This window comes from Chryseobacterium soldanellicola (assembly GCF_900100115.1).
GTDB lineage: Bacteria > Bacteroidota > Bacteroidia > Flavobacteriales > Weeksellaceae > Chryseobacterium > Chryseobacterium soldanellicola.
In genome coordinates this window covers 536,906-556,247 of sequence record NZ_FNKL01000004.1, presented here as the reverse complement: position 1 = coordinate 556,247, position 19,342 = coordinate 536,906, and the positions used below count along the sequence as shown (strand labels likewise).

At 34.7% G+C, this 19,342-nt stretch carries 22 protein-coding genes; 10 read left to right on the top strand and 12 right to left on the bottom strand.

The window, feature by feature from the left end; all coding sequences use genetic code 11:
- Positions 1-8 precede the first annotated feature (8 nt).
- From atpG to BLT04_RS16590, 7 genes are all read right to left on the bottom strand, one after another.
- On the bottom strand, positions 9-878 hold the full coding sequence (gene atpG / locus BLT04_RS16620; protein WP_089756916.1) for an ATP synthase F1 subunit gamma: 870 nt from the start codon (positions 876-878) through the stop codon (positions 9-11).
- 75 nt (positions 879-953) lie between these two features.
- Positions 954-2,531 (bottom strand): F0F1 ATP synthase subunit alpha, encoded by a 1,578-nt coding sequence (gene atpA / locus BLT04_RS16615; RefSeq protein ID WP_089756915.1) that lies wholly within the window; start codon positions 2,529-2,531, stop codon positions 954-956.
- An 18-nt stretch (positions 2,532-2,549) separates the two neighbouring features.
- The gene (gene atpH / locus BLT04_RS16610) at positions 2,550-3,089 is read right to left on the bottom strand and encodes an ATP synthase F1 subunit delta (RefSeq protein WP_089756914.1); all 540 of its coding nucleotides are present in this window, start codon (positions 3,087-3,089) and stop codon (positions 2,550-2,552) included.
- 2 nt (positions 3,090-3,091) lie between these two features.
- A complete protein-coding gene (locus BLT04_RS16605; protein WP_089756913.1) occupies positions 3,092-3,589 on the bottom strand; it encodes a F0F1 ATP synthase subunit B in 498 nt (165 codons plus the stop codon).
- 86 nt (positions 3,590-3,675) lie between these two features.
- Positions 3,676-3,870, bottom strand: coding sequence for an ATP synthase F0 subunit C (gene atpE, locus BLT04_RS16600; protein WP_002979108.1), 195 nt, complete (start codon positions 3,868-3,870; stop codon positions 3,676-3,678).
- Between the two features lie 42 nt (positions 3,871-3,912).
- Entirely contained in the window at positions 3,913-5,010 is a 1,098-nt protein-coding gene (atpB, locus tag BLT04_RS16595; protein WP_089756912.1) for a F0F1 ATP synthase subunit A, read from the bottom strand.
- Between the two features lie 59 nt (positions 5,011-5,069).
- Positions 5,070-5,441: a hypothetical protein gene (locus BLT04_RS16590; protein WP_089756911.1), complete on the bottom strand. Its 372-nt coding sequence runs from the start codon at positions 5,439-5,441 to the stop codon at positions 5,070-5,072.
- Between the two features lie 188 nt (positions 5,442-5,629).
- Between BLT04_RS16590 and ffh the strand changes: the two genes are divergently transcribed.
- A complete protein-coding gene (gene ffh / locus BLT04_RS16585; protein WP_089756910.1) occupies positions 5,630-6,988 on the top strand; it encodes a signal recognition particle protein in 1,359 nt (452 codons plus the stop codon).
- Between the two features lie 103 nt (positions 6,989-7,091).
- Here ffh and BLT04_RS16580 read toward each other — a convergent pair whose 3' ends face one another.
- The 4 genes from BLT04_RS16580 to BLT04_RS16565 all read right to left on the bottom strand — a co-directional run bounded on the left by BLT04_RS16580 (position 7,092) and on the right by BLT04_RS16565 (position 10,226).
- Complete coding sequence (locus BLT04_RS16580; protein ID WP_089756909.1) at positions 7,092-7,727, bottom strand: OmpW family outer membrane protein; 636 nt, start codon at positions 7,725-7,727, stop codon at positions 7,092-7,094.
- 81 nt (positions 7,728-7,808) lie between these two features.
- On the bottom strand, positions 7,809-8,399 hold the full coding sequence (locus tag BLT04_RS16575; RefSeq protein ID WP_228421991.1) for an outer membrane beta-barrel protein: 591 nt from the start codon (positions 8,397-8,399) through the stop codon (positions 7,809-7,811).
- 230 nt (positions 8,400-8,629) lie between these two features.
- The gene (locus BLT04_RS16570) at positions 8,630-9,139 is read right to left on the bottom strand and encodes a hypothetical protein (RefSeq protein ID WP_089756907.1); all 510 of its coding nucleotides are present in this window, start codon (positions 9,137-9,139) and stop codon (positions 8,630-8,632) included.
- A 130-nt stretch (positions 9,140-9,269) separates the two neighbouring features.
- Positions 9,270-10,226, bottom strand: a complete 957-nt coding sequence (locus BLT04_RS16565; RefSeq protein WP_089756906.1) for a PhoH family protein — start codon at positions 10,224-10,226, stop codon at positions 9,270-9,272.
- A gap of 129 nt (positions 10,227-10,355) precedes the next feature.
- Between BLT04_RS16565 and BLT04_RS16560 the strand changes: the two genes are divergently transcribed.
- From BLT04_RS16560 to BLT04_RS16525, 8 genes are all read left to right on the top strand, one after another.
- Complete coding sequence (locus BLT04_RS16560; RefSeq protein WP_089756905.1) at positions 10,356-11,183, top strand: SAM hydrolase/SAM-dependent halogenase family protein; 828 nt, start codon at positions 10,356-10,358, stop codon at positions 11,181-11,183.
- 63 nt (positions 11,184-11,246) lie between these two features.
- Positions 11,247-12,563, top strand: a complete 1,317-nt coding sequence (locus BLT04_RS16555) for a dihydrolipoamide acetyltransferase family protein (RefSeq protein WP_089756904.1) — start codon at positions 11,247-11,249, stop codon at positions 12,561-12,563.
- Positions 12,564-12,864: 301 nt separating this feature from the next.
- Positions 12,865-13,323, top strand: a complete 459-nt coding sequence (locus tag BLT04_RS16550; protein ID WP_089756903.1) for a hypothetical protein — start codon at positions 12,865-12,867, stop codon at positions 13,321-13,323.
- 44 nt (positions 13,324-13,367) lie between these two features.
- Positions 13,368-14,723, top strand: coding sequence for a chloride channel protein (locus BLT04_RS16545; protein ID WP_089756902.1), 1,356 nt, complete (start codon positions 13,368-13,370; stop codon positions 14,721-14,723).
- A gap of 174 nt (positions 14,724-14,897) precedes the next feature.
- Positions 14,898-15,239, top strand: coding sequence for a 30S ribosomal protein S6 (gene rpsF / locus BLT04_RS16540; protein WP_089756901.1), 342 nt, complete (start codon positions 14,898-14,900; stop codon positions 15,237-15,239).
- 31 nt (positions 15,240-15,270) lie between these two features.
- Positions 15,271-15,573: a 30S ribosomal protein S18 gene (gene rpsR / locus BLT04_RS16535; protein ID WP_089756900.1), complete on the top strand. Its 303-nt coding sequence runs from the start codon at positions 15,271-15,273 to the stop codon at positions 15,571-15,573.
- 182 nt (positions 15,574-15,755) lie between these two features.
- Positions 15,756-16,274 (top strand): 50S ribosomal protein L9, encoded by a 519-nt coding sequence (gene rplI / locus BLT04_RS16530; protein WP_089756899.1) that lies wholly within the window; start codon positions 15,756-15,758, stop codon positions 16,272-16,274.
- A 139-nt stretch (positions 16,275-16,413) separates the two neighbouring features.
- Positions 16,414-17,775, top strand: coding sequence for an aldehyde dehydrogenase (locus tag BLT04_RS16525; RefSeq protein WP_089756898.1), 1,362 nt, complete (start codon positions 16,414-16,416; stop codon positions 17,773-17,775).
- A 31-nt stretch (positions 17,776-17,806) separates the two neighbouring features.
- On the opposite strand, the gene BLT04_RS16520 is transcribed toward BLT04_RS16525, so the two are convergent.
- On the bottom strand, positions 17,807-18,373 hold the full coding sequence (locus tag BLT04_RS16520; RefSeq protein ID WP_089756897.1) for a thioredoxin family protein: 567 nt from the start codon (positions 18,371-18,373) through the stop codon (positions 17,807-17,809).
- Positions 18,374-18,452: 79 nt separating this feature from the next.
- Here BLT04_RS16520 and BLT04_RS16515 point away from each other — a divergent pair, with 79 nt between their 5' ends.
- Positions 18,453-19,337, top strand: a complete 885-nt coding sequence (locus tag BLT04_RS16515; RefSeq protein WP_089756896.1) for a lysophospholipid acyltransferase family protein — start codon at positions 18,453-18,455, stop codon at positions 19,335-19,337.
- The last annotated feature ends 5 nt before the right edge of the window (positions 19,338-19,342 follow it).

Here is a 19,342-nt window from a genome sequence, read left to right as displayed (position 1 = left end):
ATAATTCTTTACGAATTTTTCAAGGCTTCTGCTCCTGAAACGATCTCTAAGATCTCGTTTGTAATTGCAGCCTGTCTTGCTTTGTTGTAGAAAATCACCAAATCATTTTTAAGCTCCTGTGCGTTGTCAGTTGCTTTGTGCATTGCTGTCATTCTCGCACCGTGCTCAGACGCTACAGAGTCTAAAACAGCTTTGAAAACCTGAGTTTTAATAGATTTTGGAATCAAATTATCTAAGATCTCAGCTCTGTTTGGCTCAAAAATATAATCTGTTTCTACCTGAGGTTCTGCAGCATCTGCTTCTGCCATTGTGATCGGAAGAAGTTTTTCTGTAGTCACTTCTTGAGTGGCAGCATTAACGAATTTGTTGTAAATAACATATACTTCGTCAAATTTACCTTCTCTGAAACTGCTCATTACCGCTTCAGTAACATTAGCAACTGTATCAAAATTCAGATTATCAAAAACGGCACTTTCATTTGAATATACTGTACGAGTTTTTCTTACAGCATCATAAGCTTTTTTACCGATTGAAAGAACTTCAACCTCATATTGAGCATTATTCTGAAACTGAATGTTTAATTCTTTTACAACATTAGAGTTGAATGCACCTGCCAAACCTCTGTTTGATGTAACAGTGATGAAAAGTACTCTTTTAACCTCTCTTTTTTGAGCATAAATAGAAACCTGATCAGGATCTGAGCTAGAATTTACATTCTGGATGATCTCCTGTAGTTTTTCAGAATAAGGTCTTAACATTACGATTGCATCCTGTGCTTTTTTAAGTTTCGCAGCGGAAACCATTTTCATAGCACGTGTAATTTGCATCGTAGATGAAATTGAACTGATTCTGCCTCGTATTTCTTTTAAGTTTGCCATTATTTTGGTTCAAGGTTTAAGGTCTAAAGTTTAAGGTCTAAAACATTGAATTTCAAACCTTAAACATTGAATTTTTTAGTTATATTTAGAAGCTAAATCGTTAGCCGCCTGCTTAAGAACACCTGTGATTGAATCATCGATTTTCCCAGCTTTAATAGCAGCCATTGTATCAGGGTGCTTAGATCTTAAGAACTCGATATATTCGATTTGGAATTCTTTTACTTTTCTGATAGGAACGTTTCTTAATAAGTTCTCTGTTCCAGCGTAGATCATTGCCACCTGGCTGTCTACAGGAAGCGGAGAGTTTACCGGCTGCTTAAGGATCTCAACGTTTCTTTCTCCTTTAGAGATAACTGCTAAAGTAGAAGCATCAAGGTCAGAACCGAATTTCGCAAACGCTTCTAATTCTTTATATTGAGCCTGGTCTAATTTAAGTGTACCAGAAACTTTTTTCATTGATTTGATCTGAGCATTACCTCCAACACGAGATACAGAGATACCCACGTTGATCGCCGGACGTACCCCTGAGTTGAATAGATCAGACTCCAAGAAAATCTGTCCGTCAGTAATAGAGATTACGTTAGTCGGGATATATGCAGAAACGTCACCCGCCTGAGTTTCGATGATCGGAAGTGCAGTTAATGAACCACCACCTTTTACGATTGGTCTTAAAGACTCAGGTAAATCGTTCATCTGGCTAGCAATTTTATCATCAGCGATTACTTTTGCAGCTCTTTCCAATAATCTTGAGTGAAGATAGAAAACGTCTCCAGGATAAGCCTCACGTCCCGGTGGTCTTCTCAATAGTAGAGAAAGCTCACGGTAAGCAACTGCCTGTTTAGATAAATCATCATAAACGATCAATGCCGGTCTACCAGTGTCTCTGAAGAACTCACCGATAGATGCTCCTGCCATTGCAGAATACACCTGCATAGGAACCGGATCTGATGCGTTAGCCGCAACGATTACAGTATATGCTAAAGCTCCTTTATCAGAAAGCGTTTTAACGATTTGTGCTACAGTAGACGCTTTTTGTCCGATTGCAACATATATACAATATACAGGATTTCCTGCATCAAAAAATTCTTTTTGGTTGATGATCGTATCGATCGCAACAGTAGTTTTACCCGTCTGTCTGTCACCAATGATAAGCTCTCTCTGACCTCTTCCTACAGGGATCATAGAGTCAATCGCAACGATACCTGTCTGTAAAGGCTCAGTTACGGGTTGTCTGAAGATAACTCCAGGCGCTTTTCTTTCCAATGGCATTTCGTATAAATCCCCACTAATAGGACCTTTACCATCGATAGGGTTACCAAGAGTATCAACTACTCTACCTAACATACCTTCTCCTACTTTGATAGAAGAGATTCTGTTCGTTCTTCTTACGGTATCTCCTTCTCTTACTAATTTACTTTCCCCAAGTAGCGCAACACCCACGTTGTCTTCTTCAAGGTTAAGTACAATACCTTCTACATCACTAGAAAATTTCACCAACTCTCCGTATTGTACGTTTTCTAACCCGTATACACGAGCAATTCCATCACCGATGGTTAAAACTGTACCTACTTCCTCAACGTTTGATTGAGTATCGAAGTTGGCCAATTGCTGTTTTAAGATCGCAGATACTTCTGCCGGATTTATTTCTGCCATTGTATGGTTGTTTTTTCTTTAATTTAATTGAAAATCTTTTTTAATTTGATTAAGCTTAGCTTTCACCGATGCATCTACCAGCTGATCTCCCACTCTTAAAATATATCCTCCAAGAATACCTGGATTTACATTTACTTTCAGATCAAAGTTTGAGTCTGCTTTTACCAAATTTGTAGATTTTAAAATCTGATCGATATTTTCTTTTGAAATCTCAGTTGCCGTTGTAAGCGTTACTCTCTGTACTCCGTTGATATCTTCAACTTTATTGATGAATTCCTGAGCTATATTTTTCAATTGGCTTTCACGACCTTGTCTGATCACCAGTGTAATCATATTTTGGGAAGAAACCGATAAGCTTTTGAAAATCTCTTTTGCTACTTCTATTTTCTTTTTTGCGTCAATGTAAGGGGTCATGAAAAATTTGTTCAGATCCGGAGATTGAGACATCAGTTTCGTAACATCTTTCATTTCAGAAAATACAGTAGCCGTCTGACCTGTTTCATTTGTGAAATCAAGCAAACCCTGTGCGTATCTTTTAGCTACTTTAGATGTAAGCATTCTTAGTTAAGATTAGATTTGTTTAAATAATTCTGAACCAATTCGTTCTGAGCCTCACTGTTATCAAGTTTTTGCTTCAGGATAGATTCAGCGATGTTTACAGATAAAGTACCAATTTGAGATTTGATGTCTGCCATTGCAGCATTTTTCTCAGCATTGATGGTCTGCTTAGCAGCTTCGATTAATTTATCTCCTTCAGTTTTAGCAGCATCTTTAGCCTCACCTACGATTCTATCTTTAATTTCTCTGGCTTCTTTAAGAATAGCATCTCTTTCGACTTTAGCTTCACGAATGATTCTTTCGTTATCCTCTTTTAAAGTTTCCATCTCTTTTCTAGCCAATGTAGCCTGATTAAGAGCGTCAACAATAGAAGTTTCTCTATCATTAATAGATTTTAAAATAGGTTTCCAAGCAAATTTACCTAACAAAAATAATAGTGCTAGAAAAATAACAGACTGGATAATAAATAATCCTGATGAAAACTGATGAATTAATTCCATTATATAAATGTATAAATAATTATTACTTTTTTTCTTAAATAACCATTACCTGCAACCAACCGTTACGGGTAATGGTTTAACTTTAATTAGTTTACCGCGAATAGAGCAGCAAACGCAACACCTTCAACAAGTGCAGCAGCGATAAGCATAGCTGTTTGGATCTTTCCAGATTGCTCAGGTTGTCTAGCGATAGCTTCAAGAGCAGCAGCTCCGATTTTACCAAGACCGATACCTACACCTAGTACTACGATACCAGCACCTACAATTTTAGGGATTTCCATAATATATAATTTTAAAAATTTGTTTCTGTTTATAATTTTCACTTAGTGAGCAGCGTGGTGTTCGTGCTCATGCTCCTGTACAGCCATTCCGATGAACAATGCAGATAACATTGTAAAGATATAAGCCTGTAAGAACGCAACCAATACTTCCAATAAATAAATAACCAATGTCAAGAACGGGAATGCAACTCCTGCTGCAAAATTCTTAAATACATAAATTAATCCGATCAAGCTCATTACTACGATGTGCCCTGCCGTCATGTTTGCAAAAAGACGGATCATCAATGCAAAAGGCTTAGTGATCGTTCCTAACAATTCGATTGGCAACATGATCAATTTCATTGGCACAGGTACTCCCGGCATCCAAAAGATGTGCTTCCAATAATCTTTATTTGCAGAAAATGTAGTAATTAAATAAGTAAGGATAGCCAAGAAGAATGTCATGGTAATATTACCTGTAACATTGATACCGAAAGGCATTAATCCTAATACGTTTAAAAATAAGATAAAGAAAAATACCGTTAATAAATAACCGATGAATCTCTTATATTTATGTCCGATGTTCGGGATAGCAATCTCGTCTCTCACGAAAATCACCAAAGGCTCTAAAAATTTGGTAGCACCTGTAGGAACCTGAGATTTTTTGTAAGATTTAGCCATTCCTGTGAACAACACCAACATGAAGATTGAAACTAAAATAAGAATAAGCACACTCTTCGTAATTGATAAGTCTAAAACTTTCTCTGAAGTTACGTGACCTTCTTTATCTTCTGCCAAAGCTCCTGTCGCGTCAGTTTTATAAATTTTTTCGTGGTGTAATTTGTAGAAAGATCCGTCAACCTCAGTTGGCTCTCCGTGCATAAACCCTTCTTTGCTACTCATAAAAGAGTGAAAACCGTTATCATAAAAAATAACAGGAAGAGGGAAACCGATGTGGTGCCCTTCTTTGTCAACCATTAATGTAAAATCGTGAGCATCCAACAAGTGATGATCGATGAACTCTTTGTTTTCTTTACTTACTTTGTCTTTTTCTGAAAGCTCAGTAGCTGGAACTCCCTCAGCAGTAGCCTCACCGTGCTGTGCAGACACTAGGTTTAATACAAAAATACTGTAGAATAAAACTGCGAATTTCTTAAACATTGATAGGTTTTTTTCGTTGTGCAAAAATATAATATTTTTTCTAGTTTCAATAAATAATTTTACTGTTTTTTGTCATGATTAATTAGCTTAATCGCATAGTACGTAAGGAGCGTTGTCAGGACAAAATAAGGGATGATAAAGTGAAATTTATAACCCGGAATGACTTCAAAGTTTAATTTTTTTCTTATTAAATACATCAAACCAAATTTTAAAAGGATCAAACCGATCACAGAAAGCCCTAAAAATTCTGGGACCACTTTATTAATTAAAATGATCAGCGTGATCATCATCATAAACATTACGCTTAAGAATAAATAAAATTTAATAATAATGATTTCATCTAAATGAAAAACAAATTTCCATAAAGAGAAATGGATCATAAATGTTAAAAAAAATAATATGGTAACAAGAATATTAGGATTAGCTTTCATTTATCGACTTATTTTCGCCTATCAATCATTAGGCTCATTTTAATTTATCGCAAAAATAGACATTTTCTATCGGATTATTGTGCCAATTGATTTTTATCATTTATTCTTTATATATAATATTACGTGTCTCAACAGTTTGGATATGCTAAAAATTCCTTATTTTTGCAAACCTATAATTTACAATACATATGTTTAATAGTTTACAGGATAAATTAGACAAAGCGCTTCATAATATTTCAGGAAGAGGAAAAATAACGGAAATCAATGTGGCGGAAACCGTAAAAGAGATCCGTAGAGCATTGGTGGATGCCGATGTTAATTATAAAGTTGCTAAAGATCTTACGAAGAGAGTTCAGGATAAAGCTTTGGGAGCAAACGTTCTTACTTCGCTTACTCCGGGACAGTTGATGACGAAAATTGTTCATGATGAATTAGTAGACTTAATGGGAGGATCTCAGGAAGGTATTAATCTTTCAGGAAAACCGTCTGTGATTCTTATTGCAGGTCTTCAGGGTTCGGGGAAAACAACTTTCTCCGGAAAACTGGCTAACTTTTTAAAAACGAAAAAAAATAAAAAACCTCTTTTGGTGGCGTGTGACGTTTATCGTCCGGCTGCGATTGACCAGCTAAAAGTTTTAGGAGGTCAGATCGGGGTTCCTGTTTTCACGGAAGAAGGTTCTACAAATCCTTCAACGATTGCTGAAAACGGAATTAAATTCGCAAAAGAAAACGGTCACGATGTTGTCATTGTGGATACCGCAGGTCGTTTGGCGATTGATGAGCAGATGATGAACGAGATCAAATCGGTTCATTATTTCATTAAACCTAGCGAAACTTTGTTCGTTGTTGACTCAATGACAGGTCAGGATGCTGTGAATACGGCAAAAGCATTCAACGAAGCTTTGAATTTTGATGGCGTTGTTTTAACAAAATTAGACGGTGATACTCGAGGTGGAGCTGCCTTAACGATTCGTTCGGTTGTTGAAAAACCAATCAAATTCATTTCTACAGGTGAGAAAATGGAAGCTTTAGATATTTTCTACCCGGAAAGAATGGCGGACAGAATCCTGGGAATGGGAGACGTTGTTTCTTTGGTAGAAAGAGCTCAGGAGCAGTTTGATGAAGAAGAAGCAAAAAAGCTTCACAAAAAAATCGCTAAAAACGAATTTGGTTTTGATGATTTCTTAAAACAAATCAATCAGATCAAAAAAATGGGTAACATGAAGGATTTGATGGGAATGATTCCGGGTGTTGGAAAAGCGATCAAAGATGTTGAGATCAGCGATGATGCATTTAAGCATATCGAAGCGATCATCTACTCTATGACTCCTGACGAAAGAAGAAGACCTTCTATTATCAATACTCAGAGAAAACAAAGAATTGCAAAAGGTGCAGGGAGAAAAATTGAAGATGTAAACCAACTGATGAAGCAATTTGACCAAATGGGCAAAATGATGAAGATGATGCAGGGACCTCAAGGAAAGCAAATGATGCAGATGATGAGCAAAATGCCAAATATGCCGGGAATGGGCGGAATGGGAAAATAATTTTAAAAATTACATTTCAAAATATATAAAAATCCGACTCGATTGAGCCGGATTTTTACTTTGTCAAAGTTTCAAGACTTTGACAAAGTTTTATAATCATCGATTATTTATCAGATTTTTGAGACTTAGCTTTAATAAAGTAAGAGAAACCAACGTTTACACCGAAAGTATTTACGTGAGTTTTTACATCTACATTGTTATACGTTTCTTTGTTTGAAAACTGGTCGTAAGAAACGCCTAAGTTGATCCCTAAAGACTGAGTCGCCATATAAGTTACTCCTCCTTTTACTTTCCAGGCAAGGCCGTCAGTTGTAATTTCGTCAGAACCAGAGATTCCCATAAACTCAGTTTCTCCTTTGCTCTTGTTTGATGCATAACCAATACCTGCGCCCAGGAAAGGAACAAATTTGCTGTCATTAGCAAAATAATAAGTAGCAGTAGGCATTACAGAGAAACTTGTGATGGTAGATTTAGAACCTTCATATTTTGTAGTTGCGCTTGTGAAACCTAAATCGATCCCAACAGCCAATTTGTTGATTACAAAATATCCCACAGACGGAGTTACAGAAAATGTGCTTACTTTAGGACCGTCTACAGACTCTCCGTTAGCTTTGATTGTACTGTCTACGCTGTTAAAGCCTAATCCTGTGTTCCCACTGATTACCCAGTCACCTTTAGTCATCTGAGCGTTTGATAATCCGAAAAATGCAACTGCACCAGCTAGTAATAGTTTTTTCATAATTTTTTAGTTAAAAGTTTAATTTATAGATAAAAGTCCTAAGAAATTAATCTTAGGACTTATATTTTTATGTTTCGTCAATTATTTAGCGAAAACATACTTAACACCGAAAGTTACAGAAGATAAGTTCAGACCGAAGTTGAAGTTATCAGTACTGTTATCGATATCTTTGTATTTGAAGTTGTTGTATCCAAACTCACCGATTGTAGCTTCGATAGACCAGTTTTTGTTTAAGAAATAATCTAAACCTGGTTTTACGTTTACACCGATAGAAGTGAATTTATTTTCGTACTCGTTTACAAGTGGAGAATTAGATTCTCTTTTATCCTTACCAAACGCCATAGGAACTTCTAATTGACCGAAGAAATAGAATTTCTCACCTAAAGTCCAGTACTTTCTTACGAAAGGAGCTACAACGATAGCATCAGTTGAAGTTTTTACTTTATCATCAGCGATAAAGCTAGTAGTAGAACCGTTTTGGTAACCTACACCTACACCAACTGCTAAGTTAGTTCCAACGAAATATCCTACAGTAGGGATAATTTTGAAATCTTCTGATTTGGCATCAGTATTGTTATCTTGAGTTGAAGTATAGTTTACTTGTCCTGAAAGATAAGTTGTTCCCTTAGCAATCTGAGCATTAGATAAACCAAAAAGTGCAATCGCACCCATTAATAATACTTTTTTCATTTTTTTAAAAATTTTAATACTTTCTGACGGCAAAATTACGTCTGGTTACGGTAATATTAAAATTTGTTAATGTGATTAATATCATTGATTAATATTAGCAATTTTCGACAATAAAGCGTATTAAATAAAGGATATTGACTTATTCACAAAATTTTCATCAAAAAAACTCCAACTTTGCAATTGGAGCTTAAATTATTTGATTTTTTGAATTTTTACTTTAAAAAGAAATTTACACCAAAATTAACGGCTCCAAAATTATGCCTGCCGTTGTCATACCAATAAGGACCATGATCCTTGTATTTACTGCTAATGCTTTGGAATCCTAAATACAATTCAGTATTTTTCATCTGATATCCCACTCTTGGGGCAACATACAATCCACTGTTGATATAATCTTTGGTAGAAATTGCAGCTCCCAGATCCAATCCCACAAAAAGAGGAATTTTATCAAATTTATACTTTCCTGATGCCGCCAAAGGAATGAAGCCGAAATCATCAAGATTATCCTTTCCGAAAAAATGTGAATATCCTGTGGTAACACCAATATCAAGACCTTTGGTAATATTCCACATATAAGCAGCGTCTATACCTATTGTAACGCTTGCTGCATCTGAAGCGTCCCCCAGCGGAGCACCGATATGACCGCCTAATCTAAATCCTTCCTGAGCCTGAGCAGCGCCTCCCAAGAAAGCAAAAGCTCCTAATAATAATAGTTTTTTCATTTTAATAATTTTAAATTCTTCGATCCAAAATTACTAATTATTTTCTTTTATTAATTAAAATTAATGTTTACAATTCTCCATTAAAACAAAAAAAGCGGAATAAATTTTATCCCGCTTTATATTTAAATTTTTAATCTTTCAATCTTTTATCCTCTTCATTATAAGCAAGGATAATTTTCTTTACAACAGGGTGTCTTACCACATCTTCTTCCGTAAGATGCACAAAACCGATCTCTTTTACATCTTTTAAAATTCTCATGGCTTCTTTTAACCCGGATTGTTGTTTTGGAGGTAAATCGATCTGGGTTGGATCGCCTGTAATAATAAATTTCGCATTCATCCCCATTCTTGTTAAAAACATTTTCATCTGAGAATGGGTTGTATTTTGAGCTTCATCCAGAATTACAAAAGCATCATCCAGCGTTCTTCCTCTCATAAAAGCCAATGGCGCAACCTCGATTACTTTTTTCTCAATAAAACCTTCCAGTTTTTCGTGAGGAATCATGTCACGAAGTGCATCATATAAAGGCTGCAAATAAGGATCCAGCTTTTCTTTAAGATCTCCCGGCAAAAATCCTAAACTCTCCCCCGCTTCTACAGCCGGTCTCGTCAGAACGATTCTTTTAACCTGTTTATCTTTTAAAGCTCTGGCAGCCAATGCAACACTTGTATACGTTTTACCCGTCCCCGCAGGTCCGATCGCAAAAACCATATCTTTTTTCTCAGTTTCTTTTACTAATTTTTTAAGATTGGTGGTTTTGGCTTTAATTATTTTACCGTTTACGCCTTTTACAATAATATCCTGATCGAAAACCAATTGTTTTTCGTTTTCATCCCTGATATTAAGAAGATTTTCAACATCTTTCAGGTCGATAGAATTATTTTTTGAAATAAATCCTACAATATCATCAAGCTTTTTCTTGAATACATCCAAAGCTTCCTGATTTCCCATTGCAAAAATATAGTGATCTCTCCCCGTAATTTTCAGTGTCGGAAAAGTTGATTTAATTAAATTGAAATATTGGTTATTAACTCCATAGAAGATTTTTGAATCGATCTCTTCCAAATCATATGTTAATTCAAACATGCAGTATTTTTATTTTAGATTTTAAATTTAAAGTTTTTTTTCAAATTTATATCAAATTCTTTTCCACAATCTTTCGGGCATTCTCTTTATTTTAAATAAATTTGCAGTTCTATCATTCTACAACCACCCATGTCAATTATTACCCTAACTTCGGATTTCGGAAATTTAGATTACAGAGTTTCAGCTGTGAAAGGCAAGATTCTGTCTCTGAATCAGAAGGTTAATATTATTGATATTACCCACGACATCCAGGCTTTTAACCTTATACAGACTTCGTATATTGTTAGAAATTCTTATAAATATTTTCCAAAAGGTACGATTCATATTATTTCTGTAGACAGTTTTCACAACAAATCGAGGAAAAATATTCTCTATAAAGCAGACGGATCATACTTTTTAGCAGCCGATAACGGACTTTTAAGTTTAATTTTTTTCGATATTAAACCTGAAGCCATTTATGAAATTACATTAAACAACAGATTTGATGACATTATTAATTTCACTTCAACAGATGTTTTCGTTCCTGCAGCTGTCCATTTGGCGAATGGCGGACTTCCGGAGGTGATCGGGCGAAAAATAGATTCTGCAAAGCAGCTTTTATTCCCGAAACCTGTTTATAATGAGTCTGAAAAGATGATTATCGGGGAAGTAACTTATATTGATAATTTCGGAAATATAATATCAAATATCAGCAAAGATTTTTTCGAAAGTATGGGTAAAGGATATGAAAATTTCACCATAAAATTCAGAAATTTAAGTCTTTCAAGGATATTTTCAAGTCATACGGAAGTGGTTTCTGACTGGGAAAGAGAAACGGAATTCCACGGGCAGTCTGCGGCAATTTTCAATGACAGTCAGCTTTTGGAGCTTACAATCTATAAAGGAAGCAAAAAAAACGGCGCAAAATCTTTATTCGGACTTAATGTTGGCGAAAATATTTACATCGAATTTTCCTAAAATTAAATATTCCGTAAAAAAATTGATTTTTTTTATATATTTGTCAAAATCTAAAAATTAAAAATGGCAGAATACAAATTATTGCTTCCTTCCATGGGAGAAGGTGTTATGGAAGCGACAATTATCACTTGGTTGTTCAACGAAGGAGATAATGTAAAAGAAGATGATTCCGTAGTAGAAATTGCAACAGATAAGGTAGATTCAGACGTTCCGACACCAGTTTCGGGGAAAATCGTAAAGATTTTAAAGCAGAAAGACGAGGTTGCAAAAGTGGGTGAAGCCATTGCTATTTTAGAAATTGAAGGAGAAGGCGGAAATACAGCTTCAGAAGAAGTAACTGAAACTCCGGCTGCCACTCCGGACGCAAATACTTTAAAAACGATTGAAGAGCCGCTAAGCCCTACCGCTACTTCACACGTAGAATTTTCAGGAGATCTTTATCTGTCTCCGCTTGTAAAATCAATCGCACAACAGGAAAATATTTCTGAAACTGAACTTAAATCTATCAAAGGAAGCGGTTTAGAAGGAAGAATTACCAAAGAAGATATTTTAGCTTACGTTAACAACAGAGGAAATCAGCCTATACAACAAGCTGCTCCGGTACAACAAGTGGCTCCTGCTCCACAGCCGATGGCAACTTCAGCTCCGGTTTCTACAGTTCCTGTTGCAGCTGGGGATGAGATCATTCCTATGGACAGAATGAGAAAAATCATCGCTGAAAACATGGTGAAAGCAAAACAAATTGCGCCACACGTGACTTCTTTCATCGAAACAGACGTTACCAACGTTGTAAAATGGAGAAATAAGCATAAAGATATTTTTGAAAAACGTGAAGGTGAAAAACTAACTTTCATGCCGATTTTCGTTAAAGCCGTAGTAAAAGCTATTCAGGATTTCCCAATGATCAATGTTTCTCTTAACGGTGAAAACATCATAAAAAAGAAAAATATTAACATCGGTATGGCAACTGCTTTACCAGACGGAAATCTTATTGTTCCTGTGATTAAAAATGCTGATCAATTATCACTTTCAGGTCTTGCAAAAGCGATCAACGATTTAGCGTACAGAGCAAGAAACAAGAAATTGAGACCAGAAGATACTCAAGGGGCGACCTACACGATTTCTAACGTTGGAAGCTTCGGAAACCTAATGGGAACGCCTATTATTCCTCAGCCACAGGTTGCGATTTTAGCAATCGGAGCCATCGTTAAAAAACCTGCAGTTCTTGAAACTAAAGACGGTGATGTGATTGCAATCCGTCAGTTGATGTTCATGTCTCATTCTTACGATCACAGAGTGGTAGACGGTTCTTTAGGAGGAATGATGTTGAAGCACGTTCACGATTACCTTCAAAACTGGGATCTGAATACAGAGATTTAATGTATAAATGATTATTGATAAGTGAGATAATTGTTATCTTTAACTTATCGAAACATTTAAAATATACAAACCTTCGAATTTTTTCGGAGGTTTTTTGTTGGATTTAATATTGATTTATTTAATTTTAAAATCTTATATTCAAATAAATGAATTTTAATTTAAGAGAAATAAACTATATCAAATTATTTACTTTACTGAAGAGCAGAAAAAACAAATTTTCAAAATTTATGATAAGCTTTGTGAAATATATAATGTTTCAGTCATTGACATTAAAGATTCTCCTTTATTCCATTTCAAACCAATGATAGAGAATCCGGATTTCATTCCTCAAATTTGTTATTTAGTTGATAGTGAAAATAACTCATTTTACCTTTATATAGTAATCAGAACCATACATTATAACAGAAAGTATAGTGCTAGAACACAAGAATTTTTAGAAGTTTGGGGAATAAAAGAATTAGATGAAAACTTCGAATACATTTCAATCAACAAAAAGAAATGGACAGATAAAATTGCAGGAATTTTCAGCAGTTTTAATATAAATATAAAAGATGATGATTTTAAAGATTTCTATGTTTTGGGAAGCGATCAATTTAAGACTAAGAATTTTTTAAGCCCAAAAAGAAAAGAAACTATAAAATTATTTCCAGATAAAGATTTTAAACTCGAAATTAAAAACAATATTTTAAGTTTCGGCTTATCTAAAAAATTATCATTAGCTCGAGCTTTACAGATTTCGAAATTTTTAAAAGATATTTAACCAATATTTTTTCATTTTAATAAAATTTAGATTAAATTTGAGGTATGCGTAAAATTTTCGATCTCATCCGCAGAAGTCTCAAAAAATCTTTTGACAATATCCGAAACGAACAGCTGAAGCATAATTTGCTTCAAGCCATTCCTTTTTGGATAGGCTCGGTGATTACAGGCTTTTTTGCAGTGATGTATGCTAAAATTTTTGCATGGGGTGAAGGTCTTTTACACATAATTATCGATTGGCACGCCTGGATGATCTTCATTATTGCGCCGATCGGTTTTGTGCTTTCCTGGTGGCTGGTGAAAGAGTTTGCCCCCAATGCCAAAGGAAGCGGAATTCCGCAGGTGATGGCCGCCGTAGAGCTGGCAAACCCTAAAGAGCATCGAAAAATCAGAAGCCTTTTAAGCCTTAAAATTATTTTCTTTAAAATACTTTCATCCACTGTTTTAGTAATTGGAGGCGGCGCCGTTGGACGTGAAGGCCCTACAATTCAGATTGCGGGCTCCGTTTTCAGGAAAGTCAATGAATATCTTCCCGAATGGTGGCCGAAAATTTCAAAGAAAAATATGATCATGACAGGTGCCGCAGCCGGACTTGCAGCTGCCTTTAATACACCGCTTGGCGGAATTGTATTTGCCGTTGAAGAACTTTCAAAAACACATATCAATTACTTTAAAACCGCTCTTTTTACCGCTGTTATTATTGCGGGTTTAACAGCGCAAACATTAGCCGGATCTTATTTATACCTCGGCTATCCGAAAACCAATGACGTTTCTTTAATGGTCATGTTCCCTATTATTCTTGTTGCAGGAATTGCAGGAATTTTGGCGAGCCAGCTTTCTGTAACTATGCTTAAAATGAGCGACTGGAAGAAAAGAAAGCTTAAAACCGACCGGTCAAACATACTTTTTTTAATTGCCTGTGCACTTGTTATAGCTTCTATAGCATATTTTATCAACAGAGAAATATTAGGTTCAGGTAAAGAAATTATGCAGCGCGTACTTTTTACTCAGGATAAACATGAAGACTGGTACGTTCCTGTTTTAAGGATGCTGGGCCCTGCCCTTTCCTTCACTTCAGGTGGCGCAGGAGGAATCTTTGCACCAGCTTTGACAGCAGGAGCAAGTATTGGTTCTGTTATTTCAGGAGCAATTCATTTAACACCAAACGAAAGCAATGTTGTCATTCTCGGAGGAATGGTCGCTTTTCTTACCGGAATTACGAGAGCACCATTTACATCTGCAATTATCGTTCTGGAAATGACTGACAGACATTCACTTATATTTCATCTAATGCTGGCAGGAATGGTTTCGTCCATTGTTTCGATTTTAGTGAGCAGACATTCTTTATATGATGTCATTAAACTGAATTTCCTGAACGAAATTAGGAATAATGATGATTAACTAGTTTTTTAGCTTTTTAATGATGCTAGTTCCTAGTTAAAAAATCCGAAATTTTTCTATTTATAAACTAATATGAACCAATATTTTTCCATAAATATTCACTCATATATTGTGTATTAGAAATAAAAACCATAATTTTGCACCTCGAAATAATTAACAAATTCATTTAACATTATGAACAATTACGAAACTGTTTTCATTTTAACTCCCGTTCTATCTGATGCTCAGGTGGAGGAAGCAGTGAAAAAATTTGAAGATCTTTTGAAAGAAAAGAACTGTGAAATCGTTGCTAAAGAAAACTGGGGATTAAAAAAACTAGCTTATCCGATTCAATTGAAAAAGAACGGATTCTATACTTTAATCGAGTTTAAAGGCGAAGGTACTATCGTTGCTGATTTAGAATTAGCATTCAAACGTGACGAAAGAGTAATCCGTTACCTTACAACAAAACTAGACAAGCACGCTATCGAGTATGCGGTAACTAGAAGAACTAAAGTAAAAGCATCTAGAGCTTAATTATTAACCCAATTTTTTAAAACGACAAGACATGGCAATAGACGAAATGGCTAAACAAGCCTCAGCTGGAGGAGAATCAGAAGTAAAATTCCTTACTCCGCTTGATATCAATACAAAATCTGAAAAGAAATATTGTAGATTCAAAAAATTTGGAATTAAGCACGTTGATTACAAAGATGCTGATTTCTTATTACAATTCGTAAACGAACAAGGTAAAATTTTACCAAGAAGATACACAGGAACTTCTTTGAAATACCAAAGAAAAGTTTCTGCAGCGATCAAAAGAGCAAGACACCTTGCTTTGATGCCGTATATAGCTGACTTGTTAAAATAAGCCAACAAAAAAATAAATAAGAGAAGAGGGTTCGCCTTCTTCTTTTGTTGCTGAATAAATAATTTTAATTCTAACGAAAATTGAGATTTTAAATTTTGGGTTTTAGATTTTAGATTTTTTGAATTTCTTAATCTTTTAATTTTTCAATCTTTAATTTTTCAATCTTAAAACGGACAACAACAATGGACATTATCCTAAAAAAAGACGTAGAAAACTTAGGTCTTGAATTCGATACAGTAAGCGTAAAGCCAGGTTATGCTAGAAACTTTTTACTTCCTCAGGGAATTGCACTTTTAGCTACACCTAAAAATAAAGCAGCTCTGGAAGCTACTTTGGAAGCTAGAAAAGAAGAAGAAGCTAAATTAATCGCTGCTGCTAACGCGGTAGTAGATCAATTAAAGAAAACTTCTATTACTATTCCTGCAAAAGTAGGTTCTGGTGATAAATTATTCGGATCTATCAACAATGCAGATCTTTCTGCTGCTCTTGCTAAGGCTGGAGTTTCTGTAGATAAGAAATATATCAAAATCCCAGGAAACACGATCAAGAGAACTGGTAAAGTAACTGCAAATGTAAGATTACACAGAAATGTTGAGTACAATTTCGAATTCGATATCGTATCAGACGCTCCGGTAGAAGCTCCTAAACCAGCTGCTCCTAAAGCTAAAGTAGTAGAAGAAACTCCTACTGAAGAAGCTTAAGATTAAGAGATTTTTCTCATATATATAAAACCACTTCAATTGAAGTGGTTTTCTGTTTTAATAGATCCTGGTTTTCAGAATTCAAATATTATATGAATTTTTAGGCAAAAAATTTGTAATATTTTCTGAAATTTGAGGTATGGAAATTCACGAAATCATATCAAGCCAGAAAGAGCTTTTTAAAACGCAGAAAACAAAAAATCTGAAATTCAGAAAAATATATCTTGAAAAATTAAAGGAAATTATCATTAAAAATGAAAACCTTTTATATGAAGCCATTGATAAAGATTTCGGAAAATCCAAATTTGAAACCTTTACAACGGAAATTTCTTTTGTCATCAAAGATATTGATTACTATATAAAGAATTTAAAATCTTTAGCAAAACCTAAAAAAGTCAAAACAAATCTCGCCAATCAGATCGGATCGAGTAAAATATATTCCGAACCTCTTGGTTGTGCATTGATAATTGGCGCATGGAACTATCCTTATCAATTATCCCTCTCTCCTATTGTCGCAGCTTTAGCGGCAGGAAACTGCTGTATTTTAAAGCCCAGCGAAATTGCTGAAAATACAATGAAAGCAATGTCAAAAATCATCAATGAAAACTTCCCTCCTGAATATTTATATGTTTTTGAAGGCGGAATTGATGAAACGACAGAGCTTTTAAAATTAAAATTCGATAAAATATTTTTCACAGGAAGCACCAAAGTCGGGAAAATTATTTACAAAGCTGCAGCAGAACATTTAACTCCTGTAACGCTAGAACTAGGCGGAAAATCGCCTGTAATCATTTCTAAGGACGCTAACCTGGAAGTTGCTGCCAAACGGATTATTTGGGGTAAATTTTTAAACGCCGGTCAAACCTGCGTCGCTCCGGATTATTTATTGGTTGAAGAATCTATTCAGGAGCAATTTCTGGAATTATTAAGAAAATATATCCTAGAATTTAAATATGAATTTGATTCAGAGCAATATACAAGGATTATCAATCAAAAGAACTTTGAAAGACTAATTCAGCTTATTGACAAAAATAAAATTTATTTTGGCGGAAATTTTAATGAAGAAAAATTATTCATCGAACCAACAATTTTAACGAATATCAATTGGGAAGATGAAATCATGCAGGACGAAATTTTCGGACCAATATTGCCTGTTATTTCTTTTAATAATTACAATTTAACTTTAAATAAAATAATAGAATTAGAAAAGCCTTTGTCTGCATATTTATTCACCAATAATAATGAAGAAAAAGAAGCTTTTACCCAAAAACTGTCTTTCGGCGGAGGTTGTATCAATGACGTTATTATGCATTTAAGCAATGAAAATCTGCCTTTCGGAGGAGTTGGTAATTCAGGAATAGGAAGTTATCACGGAAAATATGGTTTTGAAACTTTTTCACATCAGAAAACTGTTTTAGAGAAAACAACTTGGGGAGAACCAAATATAAAATATCCACCATATTCCGAAAATAAATTAAAATGGATCAAAAAATTGCTATAAAAAAACCGGGAAAAATTCCCGGTTTATATTATTAAGACTTTGGCGTCCATTGATTGAAAAATTCCTTTACTTTTTCTAAGCTGTATCCTTTATCCTGTTCCAAAACATCACTTTGCTGAACATGAATCATCTTGCCGTTTTTATCTAAAACAATAAAAACCGGATATCCGAATTTATCCCCCGGATTGCCATATTGAGCGAAAATTTTCTCGTTTTTGTTATCAGGAGAGAAGTTTAAATGATAATAAAGATAATTTTTATCAACAATCCCCTTCAGTTCTGGAGTAGTTTGTACAAATTGATTAAATCTCAGACACCAGATACACCAGTTGCCACCCGCCTGAATCATGATGTTTTTATTCTCTTTTTTTGCCTGTGCTACCAATCTATCGATATCCGCCTGCGCATCGGCTTTCGGGTCGTATGGCTTAGGCAGCTTTGCTTTTTCTTCAGCTGCTTTTTTCTTTGCATCAAGTTCTGCATGATCTGTTTTAACCAGTAACGCTTTATCTGTATCTCTTTTTTCAGGAGTTTTACTTTCCTGGGAAAAAGCCAAAAAGCTTACTCCTAAAAATGCTGCTAATGTCAGTTTTTTCATAACATAAAAATAAAAAAATAATACTTAATTGCATCAAAAATAGAACCATAATTTTATTATCCGTAAATTTGCCTGTTTTATGAACTTTTTAATAAAAATACTATACTTTATATCTAAACTTCCTCTGAAAATATTATACGTTTTTTCAGATATAATATTTTTCCTAAATTATTATATTGTAGGCTATAGAAAGCATGTAATTACTCAAAATATTACCAATTCGTTTCCTGAAAAATCTAAAGAAGAAATAGACGAAATACGAAAAAAATTCTATTTAAATTTTTCAGATTATCTGGTTGAAACGGTAAAATCATTCAGCATTTCGGAAACGGAAGCAAGAGTGAGAATGCAGCATATTAATCAGGAATTATTTCATGAAGCCCAAAAGGAAGGAAAAAATATAATTCTGCTTGCCGGCCATGTTTTTAACTGGGAATGGATCAATGCTTTGGCGAAAATTGTTCCTCAAAAGCACTGTCATCCGGTGTACAGAAAGGTTAACAGTGATTTTTGGGAAAACCAGATGAAAAAGGTCCGCAACAAATTCGGGAATGAAGCATTGGAAGCCAACGAAGTGATCCTCAATATTTTCAGGAATAAAAATGACGGAAATTCTATTTATATGTTTGTGGCAGATCAAACCCCACATTCTTCCCATGTAAATTACGGTTTGGAATTTCTTAATCAGAAAACGCCCGTTTTTATAGGTTATGATAAGCTCGCAACAAGAATGGATCTTGCGTTCATTTATTGTGAAATGAAGAAAGTAAAACGCAGTTTTTATCAGGTCAATTATCACAGAATTTATCCTGACGGAGAAAAATTCGTTGAACATGAAGTGGTAAAAAAGTTCCATAAATTGTTAGAAAACACCTTACACAAAAGGCCTGACAACTATCTTTGGTCACATAGAAAGTGGAAATATAAAGACTCTATTAAAGTTTTTGATTCTGAAAAAATATAGATCAC